Origin of the sequence: Microbacterium hydrocarbonoxydans, assembly GCF_023715885.1 — a bacterium.
In the GTDB taxonomy this organism is placed as follows: domain Bacteria; phylum Actinomycetota; class Actinomycetes; order Actinomycetales; family Microbacteriaceae; genus Microbacterium; species Microbacterium hydrocarbonoxydans_C.
The window spans coordinates 134181-154442 of the sequence record NZ_JAMBOY010000004.1 but is presented as its reverse complement, the minus strand read 5'-3'; the positions used below and the strand labels follow the sequence as shown (position 1 = coordinate 154442).

The following is a 20262-nucleotide window of genomic DNA, read 5'->3' as shown; positions in this document are numbered from 1 at the left end:
GCACGCAGAGGGGCCCGGGTCTTCGGAACCGGGCCCCTCTGCGTGTGTCAAGGGGCTTCTGCGCTCCAGGTCTTCCCGGGCCCGGCGGGGTAGGATCGAACCTGCATCCGAACCGGAATCGGCTGCCCCGACGGTGCCTGTGAGGAGGTGCAGATGCCCATTCTCCGGAGCATCTCAGGACCCCGTGACCTCGACTCCCTGACCGAGGACCAACTCGTCGAGCTCGCGGGTGAGATCCGCGAGTTCCTGGTCGAGAACGTGTCTCAGACCGGAGGCCACCTCGGCCCGAACCTCGGCGTCGTGGAGCTCACGATCGCCCTCCACCGGGTCTTCTCCTCGCCGGACGACCCGTTCATCTTCGACACGGGACATCAGTCCTACGTGCACAAACTCCTGACCGGACGGCAGGACTTCTCCTCGCTGCGCCTTCGCGGCGGTCTGGCCGGCTACCCGCAACGGGGCGAGAGCTCGCACGACGTCGTCGAGTCGTCGCATGCGTCGAGTTCGCTGAGCTGGGCCGACGGCGTCTCGCGCGCCCTCACGGCGACGGGACGCGCCGACCGCCACGTGGTCGCGGTCGTGGGCGACGGCGCGCTGACGGGCGGCATGACGTGGGAGGCGCTCAACAACATCTCCGACGACAACGATCGGAACCTGGTCATCGTCGTGAACGACAACGGACGCTCGTACGCTCCGACCATCGGCGGCATGTCGCGCTACCTGAACCGGGTGCGCACGGCCGCTGCGTACAAGCACCTGCACCAGCGATCCGATCGTCTGTTCCGAGCCTTCGGCCCCGTCGGTCGCGCTGTGTTCCGGGGCGTGCGTGGCGGTACGCACGGCTTCCTGTCGCGCTTCACGAACAACGAGGCGCTCTACTCCAACCTCGACATCAAGTACCTCGGTCCGGTCGACGGTCACGATCTGCCGGCCCTCATCGAGACCCTCGAACTCGCGAAATCCTACGGGGCGCCCGTCATCGTGCACGCGATCACCGAGAAGGGTCGCGGGTATCAGCCGGCTCGCGACGACGAGGCCGACCAGTTCCACGCCGTCGGACGCATCGACCCGGCAACGGGCGAGACGCTCGGCTCCGGCGGTCGGGGATGGACCGACGTGTTCTCGGATGCTCTGGTCTCGGTCGGCGAGCGCCGTCCCGACGTGATCGCCATGACCGCGGCGATGCTGCGACCGACCGGCCTCGCGCCGTTCGCGGAGCGTTTCCCCGACCGGGTCTACGACGTCGGCATCGCCGAGCAGCATGCCGTCGCCTCAGCTGCCGGTCTCGCGTTCGGGGGCCTGCACCCCGTGGTCGCGCTCTACGCGACCTTCATGAACCGCGCGTTCGACCAGGTGCTCATGGACGTCGCGCTGCATCGCGCCGGTGTCACCTTCGTGCTCGACCGCGCGGGCGTCACCGGACCGGACGGTCCCAGTCACCACGGCATGTGGGACCTCGCGATGCTGCAGATCGTGCCGCATATCCGCATCGCGGCTCCTCGAGACGCGGTCCGACTGCAGGAGGCGCTGGACGAGGCGGTGCTCGTGGAGGACGCCCCGACCGTCATCCGCTTCCCGAAGGGCGACGTCGCCCCTGACCTCCCCGCGATCGAACGCCTCGAGGACGGCGTGGACGTGCTCGCCCGCGGCGAGTCCGAAGATGTGCTGGTCGTCGGCATCGGCCCGTTCGCGTCGTTGGCGGTCGACGTCGCCGAGAGGCTCCGTGCACAGGGAATCGGCGCTACCGTCATCGATCCGCGCTGGGCGATCCCCGTGCAGCCCTCCATCGTCGAGCTCGCCGCGCGGCATCGTCTCGTGATCACGCTGGAGGACGGCATCCGCGTGGGTGGCGTCGGCACCCGCGTGCGGCAGGTTCTGCGTGAGGCGGGCATCGACACGGCGGTCGACGAGCTCGGGCTTCCCGACGAGTTCATCGACCACGCCTCGCGCGACCAGATCCTCGCGGACGCCGGGCTCACGGCATCGAAGATCGCGCAAGACGTCGTGGCGCAGGTGCTCGGGACCCGCATCCCGGTGGCGCGTCAGTCGGGCGAGACCGGAGCCATCGAGTTCCCCCTGCACGAACGCGGCTGATCAGCGCGCCGGAGGCGGCATGACTCAGTTCAGGGCGTGCAGGGCCGCGACGGCTTCGGCGCCCCGCTCCGAATCGCGCAACGCCGTGGCGAGCAGATAGCCGTCGGTCAGCGCGTCCCCGGTGACCATGACGCGCACGAGTTCGACTCCGCACGCGCGACGCACCTCGTCGGCGCTGGCCGCGATCACCCGCGTGCTGATCTCGTCGTTGTGCGGGAGGTCGGCGCCATCGAGGCCGCGGATCACATCTCGCAGCGACGCGCCGACGATGTTCGACGCGCGTTCGGTCACGTTCACGACGTCGAGCTCGAACACCCGCAGGTCGCGTCCGTTCGGTATCGGCCGCCACTCGAACGAGGCGTGCACGCGATGCTGGTGACCGCTCGCACCGGTCATCTCCCGTGCGGGAAGGTCGGTCGCGCGGCACCGCACGTCGATGAGCTTGTACCAGTAGAAGAGCGGGAACGCGCCATGCGTGCCGGGGTTCAGGACCACGACCTCTCCGACCGCACCGCCGCGGTTCACGGGGCGTCGCGCGGGCCGGTTGCGGATGATCGGCTTTCCGTTGCGGGTGCGGATCGCCGCCCACCCCTCGTCGACCGTCACGACGAAGATCTTCAACAGGGCAGGCACCACGAGCAGGATGGTGAGGATCGCCGTGCCGGTCTTGAAGAGCCCCGACATCCCCTTGCCGCCGAGCATCGACAGGATCATGTCCATGGGACCACTGTGCACGGTCGCTGCGGGTCGCGCGGCTGTCCGACGCACGACGGCGGCGCATTTCACGTGTTGTTCGGCGGTCGTTCCCCGGCCCGATGCACGGTGGTCACAGGGCCCTCGGGGATCCGGTCACACCAGCTCGGCGAGCGTCTCGGCGACCACGGCTTCGACTGTGGACTCGCACCGTGCCCGGTCGGCATCGACGAGGCCGACCCGGGTGCGACGGTCGAGGACGTCGGATGCCGTCAACGCGCCCTCCGACCGCACGGCGAACACGACCTCCTCCCGGCCGAGGGGAATGCCCTCGACGAGCGGAGCGGATGCCGCCGGGACGCGTCGATCGACCAGCCGGAGACCGACGGTGCGGCTCGGGCCGGCCTCCAGCCGGCGCATCGACACCGCGAGGTCGACCGCGTCCTCCGCCATGCGGCGGTAAGTCGTGAGCTTGCCGCCGAGCACATCGATGAAGCCGCCTTCGGATGCGGTCACGAGATGCCGTCGGGAGATATCCGCGGTCGAGGCGGCCCCGGTGTCCACCAGCGGACGCAGCCCGGCGAAAGCCCCCCGCACGTGATCGCGAGTGAGGGGATGCTCGAGCACGCGATTGAGATTCTCGAGCAGGAACCCGATCTCGGTCTCGGTCGGCGCCGCGACGTCCGGCACGGGTCCGGGCGCATCCTCGTCGGTGAGGCCGACGATCACGCGCCCGTCGAGCTGCGGCAGGGCGAAGACGAAGCGGCTGATCGAGCCCTCATGGGGGATCGTCAGTGCGACCGACGGGTGGCCGACGTCCGCGGCATCCAGCACGATGTGCGTGCCGCGGCTCGGCCGGATCGTGATGCCGTCATCGAGAGTCCCCGCCCACGCGCCGGTCGCGTTGATCACGCTCCGAGCGCGCAGGTCGAACCGCGTACCGGTGAGTGCGTCCTCCGCCGCGGCGCCGTCAGTGCGCAGCGAGCTGGCGCGCACACGGGTGAGGATCCGAGCGCCGTACGCGGCGGCTGTCCGGGCCACGGTGGCGACGAGTCGGGCGTCGTCGACGAGTTGACCGTCGAAGGAGAGCATGCCGCCGCGCAGACCTCGCGTCACGAGGCCGGGCGCGAGCCGCCGGGAGTTCGCCGCGGTGGCCGGGCGCGGTGCGGGCAGCGTGCGTCTCGACGTGCCGGCGCGCATCCGCAAGACGTCGCCGAGTGCCATGCCGATCGCCCCGGTCGTGCGTTGTCGGAGGCTCACCTCGGGCACGAAGGGAAGCAGCTGACCGAGCGGGCGGATCAGGTGCGGTGCGATGGTCGTCATGAGCAGGTGCCGCTCGACGGCGCTCTCACGAGCGGTGGCGACATCGCCCGTCGCGAGGTAGCGGAGTCCGCCGTGCACGAGTTTCGAGCTGAAGCGACTCGTGCCGTAGGCGAGGTCGTGCGCCTCGATCAGGGTGACTGAGAGTCCCCGCAACGCGGCGTCGAGGGCCGCGCCCACGCCGGTGATGCCTCCGCCGACCACGAGCACGTCGGCGATCTCGGAGGTGGAGCGGTCGAGCTCCGCAGCCCGACGCGCGGCGTTGAGGTCGGCGGAGTCGGTGCTCATGCGCGCAACAGCCCGTGAAGTGCGACTCGCAGCTCGCGCTCCCAGGCGCTCTCCGAGACGAGGTCCGACACGGTGCCGTGCGACAGGACGGCGGACTGGGTGAGGAGCAGAAGCATCACCGCCATCTCGGCAGGATCGTCGCGGCGTACATCGCCGTGCTCCTGAGCGGTCGAGATCGCGCCGCCCAGCCACGAGAGGATGAGGCGTTGACTCGATCCGACTCGCTGCAGGGTGTACCGGGTGAACGCCTCCGGCTCTTCGTCGAGCAGACGACCGTAGACGGCGTCGCTGCGGAAGAGCGCCGAGAAACGGAGGACGTCGTCGACCAACTGCTCGCGGGAGCGCGAGGCGGCGGGGAACTCCGCGACGATGGCGGCGACCCGGCGGAGCAGTGCGGACCGCACCACATCGTCAGCATCGCTCCAGCTGCGGTAGATCGTGGGGCGGCTGTGTCCGGCGCGGCGTGCGAGTTCCGCGATCGTCACGCCGTGCACACCGCGCCGCACGATCAGTTCGTCGGCGGCGTCGAGGACGCGCGTCTGCGTCGCGTCCCATCGGGGCAGCGCGCTGGCGAAGGGCACGGACGCGGCTTGACGTTCTTCCATGATGTGTCACACTGTAACGCATGAATCACGGGAACGGCAGAGCAGCCGCGGTCGCGGAGATGCGCTGGAACGGCTGGGGAGACCCGGCGAAAGCCAAGGATCTGCCGCTCGCCGTCCGTACGCTCCTCCCGCTGCTCCTCGGGCGGATCCGCAAGCCGGAGCCGGGGGTGAGGCTCGAAGAGGTGGAGCTCGCGCCCTCGGCCCTGGACAAGAGCGATGTCGCAGTCCTCGCGACGATCGTCGGTGCCGAGCACGTCTCGACCGATCACGATATGCGGGTGCGTCACTCGGGAGGCCGGTCGACGCCCGATCTGCTACGTCTCCGCCGACGCCGGCAACCCGCGCCCGACGGAGTGGTGCTGCCGCGCACCCACGAGGAGGTCGCCGCGTGCCTTCGGGCGGCCGTCGATCTCGGCATCGCCGTGATCCCGTTCGGCGGCGGCACCAGCGTCGTCGGCGCCCTGGAACCCGAGCGCGGCGCGCACCGCGCGGTCATCAGCCTGGATCTGCGTCGACTCTCGGGGGTGCTTCACGTCGACGAGGTGAGCGGAGAAGCGGTCATCGCAGCGGGTACGACGGGACCGGATGCCGAGGCGCAGCTCGCCGTTCACGGGTACGAGCTCGGCCACTATCCGCAGAGCTTCCGCTATGCGACGATCGGTGGATTCGCCGCGGCGCGATCGTCGGGGCAGAACTCCGCGGGCAATGGGCGCTTCGACGCGATGGTCATCGGGATCCGCGTAGCGACGCCGACGGGGGATGTCGAGCTCGGCAGGTCGCCCGGATCCGCAGCCGGGCCCGACCTGATCCGCGTGTTCCTGGGGTCGGAGGGAGCGTTCGGCGTCATCACGGAGGTGCGCGTGCGCGTGCATCCGATCCCGCGCGAGCGCGTGCTCGAGTCGTGGACCTTCCCCGACTTCGCCAGCGGCGCGGAGGGGGTGCGCCGGGTCGCGCAGGGTGGCGGAGGCCCCACGGTCATCCGCCTGTCCGACGAAGCCGAGACCGCGGTGAGCCTCGCTCAGGTCGGTCGGATCGGCAAGGCGCTCTCGAAGGGAGCGAGCGCCGTCACCGTGTACGAAGGCGAGGGGATCGCCCAGCGTCGGGCCAAGGTGAGCGGACTGCTGCGTGCGGTCGGCGGGACATCGACGGGCGAGGGCGCCTCTGAGGAGTGGCTCTCCGGGCGCTTCGACGGGCCGTATCTGCGCGACTCGCTCCTCACCGCGGGGGTGTTCTGCGAGACGCTCGAGACGGCGACCACCTGGTCGAACATCGCGGCACTCAAGACCGCCGTCGAGAGCGCTCTGCGCGACGGATTCGCCGAGGTCGGTGCGCGGTCGTACGTCATGTGCCACGTGTCGCACGTGTATCCGACCGGCGCCTCGCTGTACTTCACGGTTCTCGCCGGTATCCGCGACGACCCGCTCGCCGTCTGGTCACGGGTCAAGGCCGGAACGAACGACGCGATCATCGCGTCGGGGGGAACGATCAGTCACCACCACGCCGTCGGCCGGGATCATGCGCCGTGGCTCGAGGATGAGATCGGGTCGACCGGCGTGCGCATCCTCCGAGCGATCAAGCGCGAGCTCGATCCAGCAGGCGTCCTCAACCCCGGGGCGCTGATCCCGACGGAGAGAGACGACTGACGTGGTGGGTCATGTCGCCGTGCTGAGCAACCCGTTCGCTGGCAAGGGAAGGGGCCGTGGCATCACGGATGCCGCGGTCGGACGACTGCGCGAGCGAGGCGCAGAGATCCGCGTGTACTCGGGGACGACAGCCGCCGAGACGAGGGAGCTCGCTCGGACCGCCCTTGCAGCGCGGCCCGATGCGCTCGTCGTCGTCGGCGGAGACGGGACGCTCTCGGGCATCATCGACGACCTGATCGCCACCGGCGTCCCCGTCGTTCTTGTGCCGGCCGGCACGGGCAACGACCTCGCGCGGGCGCTCGACCTGCCGCGCCAGGATCCGATCGCCGCGGTCGATCTCCTCTTCGACGGCATCCCACGCACGATCGACGTCGGGGAGGTGCGCTCCGGGGAACGCGCTGCCGCATTCCTCACCGTCGCCGCCCTGGGTTTCGACGCGAAGGTCAGCGAGCGCACCAACCGGCTGCGGTGGCCGCACGGCGCCCTTCGCTACTACCTCGCACTCGTGATCGAGCTCGCCCGTCTGCGACCGCTGGCGTTCTCGCTCGTCGTCGACGGCGGTGCGCCGGAAGAGCGTTCCGGCACGCTCGTGGCGGTCGGCAACACGCCGAGCTACGGCGGCGGGATGCCGGTGTGCCTCGGCGCTGACCCGACCGACGCGATGCTCGACCTCATCGAGGTCGCACCGCTCGGCCGTCTGCGACTGCTCCGGCTCTTCCCGTCTCTCCTGCGCGGAACGCACCTCGGACGCGCCGAGGTCAGGCACCGCCGCGTGGGATCGGTGTCGGTCCGCGCTCCCGGTCTCGTCGTCTACGCGGACGGCGAGCGACTCGGCGAGGACGAATGCACGATCACCGTGCGGCAGCGGGTACTGACGCTCATCGTGCCGGCCACAGGCGACGAGGGAGACGAGCGATGACGACGGCATCCGCATTCGACGAGGACGTGGTGATCGTCGGGTCGGGCTTCGGCGGGTCCGTCGCGGCGCTCCGTCTCGCCGAGAAGGGGTACCGGGTGCGTGTGTACGAGGCGGGGCGGCGGTTCGAGGACGACGACTTCGCGAAGAGGAACCGGGACGTCCGCCGCTACCTCTGGGCACCGCGGCTCGGATGCTTCGGCGTGCAGCGCATTCACCGACTGCCGCACGTCATGATCCTCGCCGGAGCCGGAGTGGGCGGCGGTTCGCTGAACTACGCCAACACCCTGTACCAACCCGGCACCGCGTTCTTCACTGACCGGCAGTGGCGGGATCTGCGGGACTGGGGGTCCGAACTCGCGCCGCACTACGCCACCGCGAAGCGGATGCTCGGAGTGGTCGACCAGTATCCGCACACCGGACCTGTCGAGCGCATCATGGCGGGCGCGGCGGATGATCTCGGGGTCGGCGACACGTTCCGTCGCGCCCCGGTCGGCGTGTGGTTCGGGAAGCCGGGGGAGCGGGTCGCCGACCCGTACTTCGGCGGCGAGGGCCCGGACCGCACCGGTTGCACGCTGTGCGGCAACTGCATGGTCGGCTGCCGAGTCGGTGCCAAGAACACCCTGATGAAGAACTACCTTCACCTCGCCGAGCGTCGTGGCGCGGTCATTGAGCCGCTGCGAACAGTGACCGAGGTCCGCGCGCTCGCCGGCGGAGGCTTCGCCGTCACCACGCAGCGCAGCGGATCGTGGCCATCTCGGAGGCGGCGAACGGTCCGCGCCCGTCAGGTCGTTCTCGCCGCGGGGACGTGGGGCACCCAGCAGATCCTCCACCGGATGAAGGCGGACGGGGCTCTGCCGCGGGTCTCGGACGCCGTCGGCCGGCTGACGCGCACGAACTCCGAGGCTCTGGACGGTGCTGTCGCGACGCGCGTGCCGAAGGACCTGGAGCTGGCGCGCGGCATTGCGATCACGACGTCGTTCCACGTCGATGAACGAACGCACGTCGAGAACGTCCGCTACGGCCCGGGGTCGAACCTCATGGGCGCCCTCGCCACGATCATGGTGCCGGGAGACGTGTCGCTCGGTCGCCGTCTCGGTCTGCTCGTGCGACATGCGCTGCGCGCGCCGCTGCGCCAGCTGCGGCTGGGGTCTCTACGCCGATGGAGTGAGCGCGGGATCATCGCGCTCGTCATGCAGACGGCGGACAACTCGCTCACTCTGTCGTTGCGGCGCCGCTTCGGGCGTTCCGTGCTCACCAGCGCGCAGGGACACGGCGAGCCCAATCCGAGCCACCTGCCGCAGGCGCACCGCGCGGCCAAGACCATCGCTCGACGCGTGCAGCAGGAGGGCGGCGTCACGACGGAGGCCCGCGGATCCTGGCCGGAGGTGTTCGGCATCCCGTTGACGGCGCACTTCCTCGGCGGCGCGGTCATCTCGGAGTCGCCGGCCTCCGGCGTCGTCGACGAGTTCCATCGCGTGTGGGGTCACCCCGACCTGCACGTCGTCGACGGTGCCGCGGTCCCGGCGAACCCCGGCGTGAACCCCTCGCTCACGATCACCGCGCTCGCGGAGAGGGCGATGTCGTACTGGCCGCGGGCTGGAGAGGCGGATGCGCGTCCGCCACAGCGATCCGGGCCGTGAGACGCGCTCCGTCACGCTGCGCTTGCTCGAGACTCGCAGCCGAGACGAGAACGCCCCACCCGACGTCGTCCGTCGAGTGGGGCGTTCTCGTCTGCGTCTTTCAGCGGCTCTCGATGCCGCGGATCTGCGGCGAGTGGAACGATCCTCCGAAGGCGCGCTCCGAGGCTCCTTCTCGGTCGAGATAGGGCGACGCTCCGCCGTCGATGAACGGCCAGCCGGCTCCGAGGATGAGGCACAGGTCGATGTCCTCGACCTCGGGCACCACGCCTTCGTCCAGCATGAGCTTGATCTCGCTGGCGAGGCCGTCCTGCACGCGCTGGAGGATGGTCGATGCCGACGCCGGCGTCTTCCCTACGGCCGGCTTGAGGATCTTCTCGGCCTGCTTCGTCCAGCCGGTGACGCGACCGCCCCTGTCCTTCTCGACCACCGCGTCCAGTTCTGCGAGGGCGTGGAAGTTCTCGTTCGCGTAGAAGCGGTCGGGGAACGCGTGCGCCATCGTGTCCTGTACGTGCGCGGCGACTTTCCAGCCGACCAGGTCGATGAGCTGGAACGGCCCCATCGGCAGCCCGAGCGGCGCGAATGCCTTCTCGACGTCGGTGAGCGGTGTGCCCCCATAGACGGCACGAGCGGCTTCACCCATGACCTTCGCCAGGAGGCGGTTGACGACGAACCCGGGGGCATCGGCGGTGAGCACCGCGTTCTTGCCGAGGCTCTTCGCGACGACGAAAGCCGTGGCGAGCGAGGCCTCTGAGGTCGACGGCGTCTTCACGATCTCAATCAGCGGCATCACCGCGACCGGGTTGAAGAAGTGGAAGCCGACCAGGCGCTCCGGGTGGGCGAGCTTCGCGCCGATCTCCTCCACCGACAGCGACGAGGTGTTCGTGGCGAGGATCGCATCCTCGGCGATGATCTTCTCGATCTCGCCGAACACCTGCTGCTTCACCCCGACCTCCTCGAACACGGCCTCGATGACGAAATCGCAGTCCGCGTACAGGCTCTTATCGGTGGTGCCGGTGACCAGCGCGCGCAGCTTGTTGGCCGTGTCCGCATCGAGACGTCCTTTGGCCTCGAGTTTGCCGATCTGCTCGTGGATGTAGGCGACGCCCTTGTCGACGCGTGCCTGATCGAGATCGGTGATGAGGACGGGCACCTGCAGCTTGCGCACGAACAGCAGCGCGAACTGGCTTGCCATGAGCCCGGCGCCGATGATGCCGACCTTCGTGACCTTCTTCGCGAGCGCCTTGTCCGGCGCGCCGACGGGACGTTTCGCACGCTTCTGCACCAGGTCGAACGCGTACATGGATGCCGCGAACTGATCGCCGGTGACGAGTTCGGCGAGTGCCTCATCCTCCCGGGCGAAGCCCTCCGCCTTCGTGCCGCTCTTCGCCTTGTCCAGCAGGTCGAGCGCCGCGTACGGCGACTTCGGGACGGTGCCGATCTTTGACTCGAGCATGCCGCGAGCCATCTTGATCGCGATGGGCCACTTGGTGAGCCGCTCGATCTTGCCCGGTTCGTTCTTGCGCTCCACCTTCTTGCCGCCCAGCACGGCGTCTGCCCAGACGAGCGAGTTCTCGAGGTAGTTCGCCGCCGGGAAGATCGCGTCGACGATGCCCAGGTCGAACGCCTGCTGCGGCTTGAGCATGCGGTTCTGCTTGAGCGGATTCGAGATGACGACCTCGAGCGCGTTCTCGATGCCGATCAGGTTCGGCAGCAGGTAGGCGCCGCCCCAGCCGGGGATGATGCCGAGGAACACCTCAGGTAGCGCGATGGCCGCGGCCGATGAGTCGACCGTGCGGTAGGTCGAGTTCAGCGCGATCTCGAGCCCCCCGCCGAGGGCGAGACCGTTGACGAACGCGAACGACGGCACGCCCAGCTCGCCGAGCTTGCCGAGGACCTTGTGGCCGAGCTGCGCGATCAGACGGGCGTTGTCGCGCGAGCCGACCTTGCTGATGTCGGACAGGTCGGCGCCCGCAGCGAGGATGTACTGCTTGCCCGTGATGCCCACGGCCTGGATCTCACCGGACGTGGCGCGCGCCGCGAGGCCGTCGAGCGTCTCGCCGAGCTGCGTCAGCGTCGCGGGGCCGAGGGTGTTCGGCCGCGTGTGATCGCGACCGTTGTCGAGGGTGATGAGCGCCAGCACCCTGCCCGAGGGGAGGCGGATGTCGCGCACCGGCGACTGCGTCACGACCTCGCCCTCGGTGAGCGACTGGATGGGGGAGAAGTCGATCTTCGCGTACTGTTCGGAAATGGAGGTGGTCATCGGTGATTACTTCCTCTTCTTGCCGTCGTAGTGCGGGTTCTCCCAGATGACCGAGCCGCCCTGGCCCAGCCCGACGCACATGGCGGTCAGGCCGTAGCGCACGTCCGGGCGCTCAGCGAACTGCGCTGCGAGCTGGATCATCAGGCGGACTCCGGATGCCGCGAGCGGGTGTCCGAGCGCGATCGCGCCGCCCCACTGGTTCACGCGCGGATCGTCGTCGTCGATGCCGAAGTGATCGAGCAGGGAGATGACCTGGATCGCGAAGGCCTCGTTGAGTTCGAACAGCCCGATGTCGGAGATGTCGAGTCCGGCCTTCTTCAGAGCCTTCTCGGTCGAGGGAATCGGTCCGATGCCCATGATCTCGGGCTGGACGCCGGCGAACGCGAACGACACCATGCGCATCTTCGGAGCGAGACCGAGTTCCTTCACGGCGCCGCCGCCGGCGAGCAGCGACATCGTCGCGCCGTCGGTGAGGGGCGAGGAGGTTCCGGCCGTGACGCGGCCATGCGGACGAAACGGGGTCTTGAGGCCCGCGAGGTCTTCCATCGTTGTCTGCGGGCGACGGCCCTCGTCCTCGGTGGCGAGGCCCCAGGCGCCATCGGCGTCCCTGATCGCGACGGGCACGAGGTCGGGCTGGATCTTGCCGGCGTCGTACGCGGCCTGCACCTTGTGCTGACTCAGCATGCCGAAGCGGTCGGAGCGCTCCTTCGTCAGGTGCGGGAATCGGTCGAAGATGCGCTCAGCGGTGACGCCCATGTTGAGGGCACCGGGGTCGACCATCTTCTCCGCGACGAAGCGCGGGTTCGGGTCGGCGTTGCCGCCGATCGGGTGGTGGCCCATGTGCTCGACGCCGCCTGCGAGCGCGAGGTCGTACATGCCGACGCCGATCGACGCGCCCATCGTGGTGACGCTCGTCATGGCGCCGGCGCACATGCGCTCGACGGCGAGGCCCGGCACGGTCTGCGGGAGACCGGCGAGGATCGCGACCGAACGGCCGAGGGTGAGGCCCTGATCGCCGGTCTGACTCGTCGCGGCGATCGCGACGTCGTCGATCCGGTCGGCGGGGACGGCGGCGTTGCGCTCCATCAAACCGATCGTCGCCTTCACGGCGAGGTCATCTGCGCGGGTGTTCCAGTACATGCCCTTTTCGCCGGCGCGCCCGAAGGGGGTGCGCACTCCATCGACGAAGAAGACGTCCGAGATCTCGGCCACTCTGCCTCCAAGTTTTTGTGCGGTGGCCTCAGTCTAGGAACGGCCGGAAAACGGGAGGAATCGGTTGGGTCGAACCTACGAACCCGGGGCGGACGCCTCGTCGGGCGATTGAGCGGCCTCTACAAAGGCAGCAGCGATCTTCTGTGCGGTCTGTGCAATCTGCCACGGGCGAGCGCCGAGCTTTTCGAGCGCCGCGGCGACCGCATCCGACGTCGTCCCGGGCAGATCCCAGGAGATGCGGCGGAGGTAGTCGGGGGTGAGCAGGTTCTCCGTCGGCATGGCGAGCTCTTCGGCCGCGGCCTCCACCACGGGGCGGGCCGCCTTGAGACGGGCGTCCGCCTCGGGGTTGCGATCCGCCCACGCTCGCGGCGGCGGAAGGGCGTCGCTCGGCACGCGCTCGCGCGGCAGCTCCTCCGTCGCGCGCCCGTCGACGATGGCCTGCCACCAGCGGTCCAGCTGAGTGCGGCTGGCGCGTCCCTGAAAGTCCTTGATCCCGGCGAGCGCCTGCTTGCTCTGGGGGTTCGCCAGAACGGCAGCGATGAGGGAGCGATCGGGCACCAGGCGACCGGGGGACACGTCCTGTTCCTGTGCGTAAGCCTCGCGGGCCAGCCACAGCGACTTCGCGACGGCGAGATTGCGTGCGCCGCGCACCTGGTGCAGGCCGCTCAGGCGACGCCACGGGTCCTCCCGCGGCGGCTTCGGGCGGCGCGTCAGGGTCGCGGCGAACTCCTCGTCGGCGAACGTCGCCTTGCCCTGATCGTCGAGCTGACGCTGCAGCTCCTCCCGGACGTCGATGAGGTGCAGCACGTCGAGCGCGGCGTACTCGAGCCACGCGGCGGGCAACGGCCTGGTGGACCAGTCGGCCGCGGAATGCTCCTTCTTGAGCGTGATGCCGAGAGTGCTCTCCACCACGGCGGCCAGCCCGACCCGCTCGTGGCCCAGCAGACGCGCCGCGAGCTCGGTGTCGAAGATCGACGGCGGTTCGAGGTGGAGCTCCCGGAGCGAAGGGAGGTCCTGACTCGCGGCGTGGAACACCCACTCGACGTCGCCGATAGCAGCCTGCAGCGGGGCGAAATCTCCGAGCGCCGGGGGATCGAACAGGAAGACGCCCGCGTCGCGGCGGAACACCTGCACGAGGTACGCGCGCTGCGAGTAGCGGAAGCCGGAGGCCCGCTCGACGTCGACGGCAACGGGTCCTTCGCCCGCCGCGAGCGCGGCGCACGCCGCGTGGAACTCCGAGATATCGGAGATCACGGAGTATTCAGTCACGTGCTGCCTTTCGAGCGCCGATCACGGCGATGCCCTCGGAACCAGGCGGAAGACCCGCCAGCATCCCGACCAGTTCGGCCCATGCTTCGACGTGAGGTCGGAACGGGCCCTCGGGAGTCCAGGACGCCCTCAATTCTATCTGCGCCCCGTCACCCTCCTCGGCCAGCCCGCCGAACCCCTTGGAGAGGGTCTTCGTGGACGTCCCGGATGCCGAGTGCGACACCGCCCCGCGCGAGTCGAGCGCGTCGACCAGCCACGACCATGTCACGTCGGCGAGCAGCGGATCGGTGCCGATCTCGGTCTCGAGCGGCGCCTGCGCGAAGATCACGATCCGCCAGGCGCCTCCCCACGCCCCCGGCGCCTCGGGATCGTGGAGCAGGACGAACCGCCCGGTGCCGTAGATCGATTCGCCGTCGTCACCGGGGCGAACGTCTGCGGCGAGCGCGATGGCGTACGGGGCGAGGCCCTGCGGCGTGGCGATCTCGCGGACGGTGATGTCGCCGCGGAAAGGCGTCTCGCGCAGTTCGGCCACGGCGGCGTCGAAGATCGTCCCGGCATCGGGGTGTGCGGTCACGGTGACAGGCTAGAGTCAGGAGGCGATGAAGAGTCTCAGGCACGCCGTTGCGCTCGTTGTCCCTGCTCTGGTCGCGCTGGGAGCAGCTGCGGCGCTGCTCGTGCTGAGTGTCGCGCGACGGGTGGTCATGCCGGGGAAGCGCCCGGCCGACGCCGAGATCATCGCGGTGGACACCGGCGCGCAGACGATCGAACTGGTACGGACTCCCGACACGGAGCTGCCCGGTCGATACGGCCTGTTCACGTCGGGCACGGAGGGCTACGTCAAGCTCGGAGCCGTGCTCAGCGTCGACGCGACGACCGTGCGCCGCAAGCTGCTGACGAAGGTCGAGCCGGGCGCGAGGCTGGACAGGCAGGCGGGTTTCAGCGGGTGGTACTACTCGACACCGAGCGAGCTCCACCTGCGCTGGGAGAACGTGCTCATCGGGTCACCCGCAGGACCGTGCCCGGCGTGGTTCTTCCCGGCTGAGTCGTCCACGTGGGTGATTCAGGTGCACGGTCGCGGCGTCACCCGCGCGGAGTGCCTGCGGGCCGTGCCGGTGCTGCACGCCGAGGGGTTCCCGAACCTCGTGGTGTCGTACCGCAACGACGGCGAGGCGCCTCGAAGCCGCACCGGGGCTTACGCTCTCGGCGCGGCAGAATGGCGCGACGTGGATGCGGCCGTCTCGTACGCCCTGCGCCACGGCGCCGACCGGGTGATCCTGATGGGCTGGTCGATGGGTGGCGCCGTCGCGCTGCAGACCGCGGTGAGCTCGGGCAACCGTGATCGCATCGCGGGTCTCATCCTCGAGTCGCCGGTCGTCGACTGGCGCACGGTGCTCCGCTTCCAGGCGAGGGAGATCGGCCTGCGCGCGCCGCTTCCGGACCTGGCGATGAGCGCTCTATCGGTGCCGCTGACCGCCAGACTCAGCGGCGCTGAGGATGCCATCCCCTTCGACCGGCTCGACATGGTCGCCCGCGCGGAGGAGCTCGCGGTCCCGATCCTCATCCTGCACAGCGATGACGACGGGTTCGTCCCGGCCGATGCGTCGCATGCTCTGCAGGAGGCACGCCCCGACCTGGTGACGATGCCGCCGTTCGCCGGCGCCAGGCACACGAAGCTGTGGAACTACGACCAGGCCGGGTGGAGCGACGCCATCACCGAGTGGACGCGCGCCCAGGGATTCAGCGCTTCTGCCTGACCTGCTTCTTCGCCCGCATCAGCATGCCGGTCATCCCCCCGATCCGGAGAGGCGACACCGCCTTCGTGAGCCCGATCGACTGCGGGTAGTCGTCGGGGATCGCGAGCACCTCGTCGGCGCTCAGCCCGGTGATGCCCTGAACGAGGATGCTGGCGAAGCCCCGTGTGGTCGGAGCCTCCGGCGGCGCGGTGGCGTGCATCGTCACCACGTCGTCGTGCACCTCGACGAAGATGTACACGGGGGACTGGCACTCCGCGACGCGCTCGCACATCTCGGGGTGGTTCGCGACCTCCTCCGACACCTCGGGCAGCTCGTCCGCGTACTCCAGGAGGAGCAGCAGACGATCGGTCTCGGGGGTCTCGAGGAACCCGTCGCGGATCTCGGCGAGGACGTCAGGAACGTGCGAGGTGCTCATCCCTGTCATTCTCACACGTCAGGCGTTGCCCGGCTCCGACCCCGTGACGATCGGAACGCGGACCGCGCTGCCCCACTCCGTCCATGATCCGTCGTAGTTGCGGACGTCGTCGAACCCGAGCAGGTGCTTCAGCACGAACCAGGTGTGGCTGGACCGCTCGCCGATGCGGCAGTAGGCAACGACCTCATCGCCGTCCTTCAGACCGGCGCCGTCGCGGTAGATCGCATCGAGCTCGGCGCGCGACTTGAAGCCGCCGTCGTCTGCCACGGCCTTCGCCCACGGCACGCTCTGCGCGGCGGGGATGTGACCTGCGCGCAACGTGCCCTCCTCGGGGTAGGCGGGCGCGGTCGTGCGCTCTCCGCTGTACTCCTCGGGGGAGCGGACGTCGATCAGCGGCTTGCCGATGTGCGCGAGGACATCCTCCTTGTAGGCGCGGATGCGCGAGTCGTCGCGCTCGACGACCGGGTACTCCGTCGGCGTCACCGCCGGCGCTTCGCGCGTGATCTCGCGACCCTCGGCGATCCAGCGGTCGCGGCCTCCGTCGAGCAGGCGCACGTCCTCGTGGCCGAAGAGCGAGAACACCCAGAGTGCGTACGCGGCCCACCAGTTGTTCTTATCGCCGTAGATGACCACCGTGTCGTCGCGCGAGATCCCCTTGCGGCTGAGCAGGGCGGCGAATCCCTCGCCGTCGACGTAGTCGCGGACGACCGGGTCGTTGAGCTCTGTGTGCCAGTCGACCTTCACCGCACCGGGGATGTGGCCGGTCTCGTAGAGCAGCACGTCCTCGTCGGACTCGACGACGACGAGACCGGGGGCGCCCAGGTGCTCTGCGAGCCATTCCGTGGTCACGAGCCGGCCGGGCTCGGCGTACTCGGCGAACTTGGACGATGACGTGTCGAACTCGATGGCCACAGGGATCTCCTCAGTCGGTGAGCGGCGATGGGGCGGGTGGTGACGGCGTAGTGTGGAGCCGACACTTCGACGATAGATCCACGCCGTGCACTCCGGACCCGATTCGTAAGACTTCGACACAGGTGAGCACCAGATCCAGGACCGTGATGACCGACACGCCCACCCGCACGGGCCTCGTGCACCTCATCGACCGCGAGCCGACCGTCACCGGTCCCGAGATGCTGGCGAGCCTCGTGCCGCCGCCGCAGTTCGACGGCGCCACCTTCGACAGCTACCGCGCCGACCCCGAGTACCCGTCGCAGGAGCAGGCGAAGGAGACGCTGACCCGTTTCGCCGGCCGAGGCGGAGGGCCCGTCAAGCGCGGCGGGCTGTTCAGCCGGGCGAAGAAGGAGCCCGAGATGAAGCCGGGCGTGTACCTCGACGGCGGCTTCGGCGTCGGCAAGACCCACCTGCTCGCATCGATCTACCACGCGATGCCCGCGCGTCGGAAGTACTTCGGGTCGTTCATCGAGTACACCGCTCTCGTCGGCGCGCTCGGCTACAAGAACACGGTCGATCTCCTCAAGGGTGCCGATCTGCTGTGCATCGACGAGTTCGAACTCGACGACCCGGGCGACACGATGGTCATGACGAGGCTCCTCGGCGAGCTCGTCCCGACCGGTACGCGCCTCGCGGCCACCTCGAACACGCCGCCCAATGCCCTGGGCGAAGGCCGATTCGCCGCGCAGGACTTCCTCCGCGAGATCCACGCGATGGCCGACAGCTTCCAGACCCTCCGCATCGACGGCGTCGACTTCCGACAGCGCGCGCTCGACGGCCAGGCCGTCGTGAGCGATCCGGCCGCGTACGCGGAGGCGGTGCAGACCGGCGCCGCGGCGGGCACGGCATCCGACGACTCCTTCGACGACGTGATCCGTCATCTCGCCCGGGTGCATCCGTCGCGGTACATCCGTCTCATCACCGGGCTCGGCCTCGTCGGGCTCCGCGACGTGCGGGTGCTGACCGACCAGTCCGAGGCGCTCCGTTTCGTCGCCTTCGTCGACCGGGTCTACGACGCGCAGATCCCGATCGTCGCCACGGGAGTCGGGCTGGACGGCGTCTTCTCCGACGAGATGCTCGGCGGCGGATACCGCAAGAAGTACCTCCGGGCGGTGTCGCGACTCAACGCTCTCACGCATGCGGATCGCAGCGGCGCGTAACGCGATGTTCACATAGCGGGTCCTGCTGTAACGTCCCTGCAACACACCTCGCGCATTCCTGAAATCGAGCCTCGTCACACTGAAGCTCTCAGTCACCCGAATGTGAGGTTCTTCATGGATGCTCCAGGCAACATCTCCTGGGCGATCACCGCGACCGCCCTCGTCCTGCTCATGACGCCCGGCGTCGCCTTCTTCTACGGCGGCCTCGTGAAGGCCAAGAGCGTCGTCAGCATGATGATGATGAGCTTCGGCTCCATCGGTCTCGTCGCAGTGCTCTGGATCCTCTTCGGCTTCTCGATGAGCGCGGTCGACAACCCGATGGCGTTCGCGGGCAACCCGTTCGCCGACTTCGGACTCTCGAGCCTCGCGTCGGGCGAGGGGTCCAACGTCGCTCTGCTCGGAGTCGCCTACGGTGCGACCTTCGCGATCATCACCGTGGCCCTCATCTCGGGCGCGATCGCCGACCGCGCGAAGTTCGGCAGCTGGCTGATCTTCGCGGGCATCTTCGCCACCGTCGGCTACTTCCCGGTCGCCGCATGGGTTTGGGGCGGCGGCTGGATCATGAACCTCGGCACGGCCCTGTTCGGTGAGGACAGCGGCATCGGCGTCATCGACTACGCGGGTGGCACGGCCGTGCACATCAACGCCGGCGCCGCGGCGCTCGCCCTCGCGCTGGTCCTCGGCAAGCGCATCGGGTTCCAGAAGGGCATCCTCAAGCCGCACAACGTGCCCCTGACGCTGCTCGGCGCCGCGCTGCTCTGGTTCGGCTGGTTCGGCTTCAACGCCGGAGCCGAGTGGCTCGCGGAGGACATGGGCGGTGTCGGTCTCATCGGCCTCAACACCCTCGGCGCCACGGCGGCCGCCATCCTCGGTTGGATCCTGGTGGAGAAGATCAAGGACGGCAAGCCGACCTCGGTGGGCGCCGCATCCGGCGCCGTCGCGGGCCTCGTCGCGATCACCCCCGCGTGTGCCAACCTGACGCCGGGCTGGGCCCTGCTGCTCGGAGCGGTCGCCGGTGTCGTCTGCGCCCTGGCCATCGAGCTGAAGTTCCGCCTCGGCTTCGACGACTCGCTCGACGTGGTCGGCATCCACCTCGTCGGCGGTCTCATCGGAACCGTCTACCTCGGCTTCTTCGCGACCGACACCGGCCTCTTCGTGGGCGGCGACGCCCGCCAGCTGGCCGTGCAGGTCATCGCCGCGGCCGGCGTGCTGATCTACTCCTTCGTGGTGGCATTCATCATCGGCTTCGCGATCCAGAAGACGATCGGCTTCCGCGTCACCAACGAGGACGAGATCGCGGGCGTCGACCAGGTCGTCCACGGCGAGGAAGGCTACGCGCTGGCAGACGCGTGAGCTGCCATAGGGTGACCGTGTGAGCAACGGCAACGGCATCCTGAACGCACTCTCGCAGATCCTCCTCCGCGCATTCGGATCGAACAGGGCCTCTCGGACGACGACTCGTCCGAGAGGCCCTGTCGCGCGCGTCCGGCGTTCCGCGGAGACGGAGGGCGCGGAGCGTCGCGCGCGAGGGACGGACGCCCTCGGCGCCGCCACGGTGCGGATCGACGCCGACCGTGTCGACGACCTGCGTCTCGGCTACGCTCCCGATCGCGACGGTGCGCCGGACGCCGGCGAGATCATCTGGACCTGGGTGCCGTACGAGGAGAACGACGGACGAGGCAAAGACCGTCCACTGCTCGTGATCGGACGACAGTCTGCCGACCGGGTCTACGCGGTGCGGATGACGAGTCGTCCCCACGACGGCGACCGGGACTACCTCTCGATCGGCGCGGGGGAGTGGGACTCGCAGCGTCGCGAGTCGTGGGTCGACATCGAGCAGCTCTACAGCGTGCACGAGACGGGGCTGCGCAGAGAGGCCGCGGTGCTCGACCGGACGCGCTACGGACGGGTGGCCGCTGCGCTGTCCCACCGTTACGGATGGACGGACGGCTGATCCTGCGCCGTTCGCCGAGCGCTTCGCCTGCTGCCCGGGCGTGACACACGCCGGCAGGCGGACAGGGTGATCGCACGGAGGAGAA

General features: G+C 69.3%; 17 protein-coding genes. 8 read left to right on the top strand and 9 right to left on the bottom strand.

What is annotated here, in order from left to right:
* Positions 1-153: 153 nt before the first annotated feature.
* Positions 154-2094 (top strand): 1-deoxy-D-xylulose-5-phosphate synthase, encoded by a 1941-nt coding sequence (gene dxs, locus M3195_RS12155; protein ID WP_251587894.1) that lies wholly within the window; start codon positions 154-156, stop codon positions 2092-2094.
* A 24-nt stretch (positions 2095-2118) separates the two neighbouring features.
* Here dxs and M3195_RS12150 read toward each other — a convergent pair whose 3' ends face one another.
* From M3195_RS12150 to M3195_RS12140, 3 genes are all read right to left on the bottom strand, one after another.
* Entirely contained in the window at positions 2119-2814 is a 696-nt protein-coding gene (locus M3195_RS12150) for an SPFH domain-containing protein (RefSeq protein WP_251587892.1), read from the bottom strand.
* A 129-nt stretch (positions 2815-2943) separates the two neighbouring features.
* Positions 2944-4395 carry a glycerol-3-phosphate dehydrogenase/oxidase gene (locus tag M3195_RS12145; protein ID WP_251587890.1) on the bottom strand — a complete coding sequence of 484 codons (1452 nt, stop codon included), beginning with the start codon at positions 4393-4395 and terminating at the stop codon, positions 2944-2946.
* Positions 4392-5000 (bottom strand): TetR/AcrR family transcriptional regulator, encoded by a 609-nt coding sequence (locus M3195_RS12140; protein WP_251587888.1) that lies wholly within the window; start codon positions 4998-5000, stop codon positions 4392-4394. The genes M3195_RS12145 and M3195_RS12140 overlap by 4 nt, the downstream gene beginning before the upstream one ends.
* Positions 5001-5020: 20 nt before the next feature.
* Here M3195_RS12140 and M3195_RS12135 point away from each other — a divergent pair, with 20 nt between their 5' ends.
* Genes M3195_RS12135 through M3195_RS12125 form a run of 3 tightly spaced genes read left to right on the top strand, consistent with a single transcriptional unit; the run spans position 5021 to position 9202 of the window.
* Entirely contained in the window at positions 5021-6643 is a 1623-nt protein-coding gene (locus M3195_RS12135) for an FAD-binding oxidoreductase (protein WP_251587886.1), read from the top strand.
* Between the two features lies 1 nt (position 6644).
* Entirely contained in the window at positions 6645-7562 is a 918-nt protein-coding gene (locus tag M3195_RS12130; protein ID WP_251587885.1) for a diacylglycerol kinase family protein, read from the top strand.
* Positions 7559-9202: a GMC oxidoreductase gene (locus M3195_RS12125; RefSeq protein ID WP_251587883.1), complete on the top strand. Its 1644-nt coding sequence runs from the start codon at positions 7559-7561 to the stop codon at positions 9200-9202. Before M3195_RS12130 ends, M3195_RS12125 begins: the two co-directional genes overlap by 4 nt.
* Positions 9203-9302: 100 nt before the next feature.
* On the opposite strand, the gene M3195_RS12120 is transcribed toward M3195_RS12125, so the two are convergent.
* The 4 genes from M3195_RS12120 to M3195_RS12105 form a co-directional block, all read right to left on the bottom strand.
* Positions 9303-11462: a 3-hydroxyacyl-CoA dehydrogenase NAD-binding domain-containing protein gene (locus M3195_RS12120; RefSeq protein WP_251587881.1), complete on the bottom strand. Its 2160-nt coding sequence runs from the start codon at positions 11460-11462 to the stop codon at positions 9303-9305.
* Positions 11463-11468: 6 nt separating this feature from the next.
* Positions 11469-12674, bottom strand: coding sequence for a thiolase family protein (locus M3195_RS12115; protein WP_251587879.1), 1206 nt, complete (start codon positions 12672-12674; stop codon positions 11469-11471).
* 75 nt (positions 12675-12749) lie between these two features.
* A complete protein-coding gene (locus M3195_RS12110) occupies positions 12750-13943 on the bottom strand; it encodes a ribonuclease D (protein ID WP_251587876.1) in 1194 nt (397 codons plus the stop codon).
* A complete protein-coding gene (locus M3195_RS12105; RefSeq protein ID WP_251587870.1) occupies positions 13936-14517 on the bottom strand; it encodes a DUF3000 domain-containing protein in 582 nt (193 codons plus the stop codon). The genes M3195_RS12110 and M3195_RS12105 overlap by 8 nt, the downstream gene beginning before the upstream one ends.
* A gap of 25 nt (positions 14518-14542) precedes the next feature.
* Between M3195_RS12105 and M3195_RS12100 the strand changes: the two genes are divergently transcribed.
* Complete coding sequence (locus M3195_RS12100; RefSeq protein ID WP_251587869.1) at positions 14543-15697, top strand: alpha/beta hydrolase; 1155 nt, start codon at positions 14543-14545, stop codon at positions 15695-15697.
* Here the strand turns inward: M3195_RS12100 and M3195_RS12095 are convergent.
* A complete protein-coding gene (locus tag M3195_RS12095) occupies positions 15681-16112 on the bottom strand; it encodes a SufE family protein (protein ID WP_251587868.1) in 432 nt (143 codons plus the stop codon). The genes M3195_RS12100 and M3195_RS12095 overlap by 17 nt on opposite strands.
* A gap of 18 nt (positions 16113-16130) precedes the next feature.
* A complete protein-coding gene (locus M3195_RS12090; RefSeq protein WP_251587867.1) occupies positions 16131-17024 on the bottom strand; it encodes a sulfurtransferase in 894 nt (297 codons plus the stop codon).
* A gap of 146 nt (positions 17025-17170) precedes the next feature.
* Here M3195_RS12090 and zapE point away from each other — a divergent pair, with 146 nt between their 5' ends.
* The 3 genes from zapE (at position 17171) to M3195_RS12075 (ending at position 20177) form a co-directional block, all read left to right on the top strand.
* A complete protein-coding gene (zapE, locus tag M3195_RS12085; RefSeq protein WP_251587865.1) occupies positions 17171-18223 on the top strand; it encodes a cell division protein ZapE in 1053 nt (350 codons plus the stop codon).
* 114 nt (positions 18224-18337) lie between these two features.
* The gene (locus M3195_RS12080) at positions 18338-19576 is read left to right on the top strand and encodes an ammonium transporter (protein ID WP_251587863.1); all 1239 of its coding nucleotides are present in this window, start codon (positions 18338-18340) and stop codon (positions 19574-19576) included.
* Between the two features lie 19 nt (positions 19577-19595).
* Positions 19596-20177 (top strand): type II toxin-antitoxin system PemK/MazF family toxin, encoded by a 582-nt coding sequence (locus M3195_RS12075; protein ID WP_251587862.1) that lies wholly within the window; start codon positions 19596-19598, stop codon positions 20175-20177.
* Positions 20178-20262 lie beyond the last annotated feature (85 nt).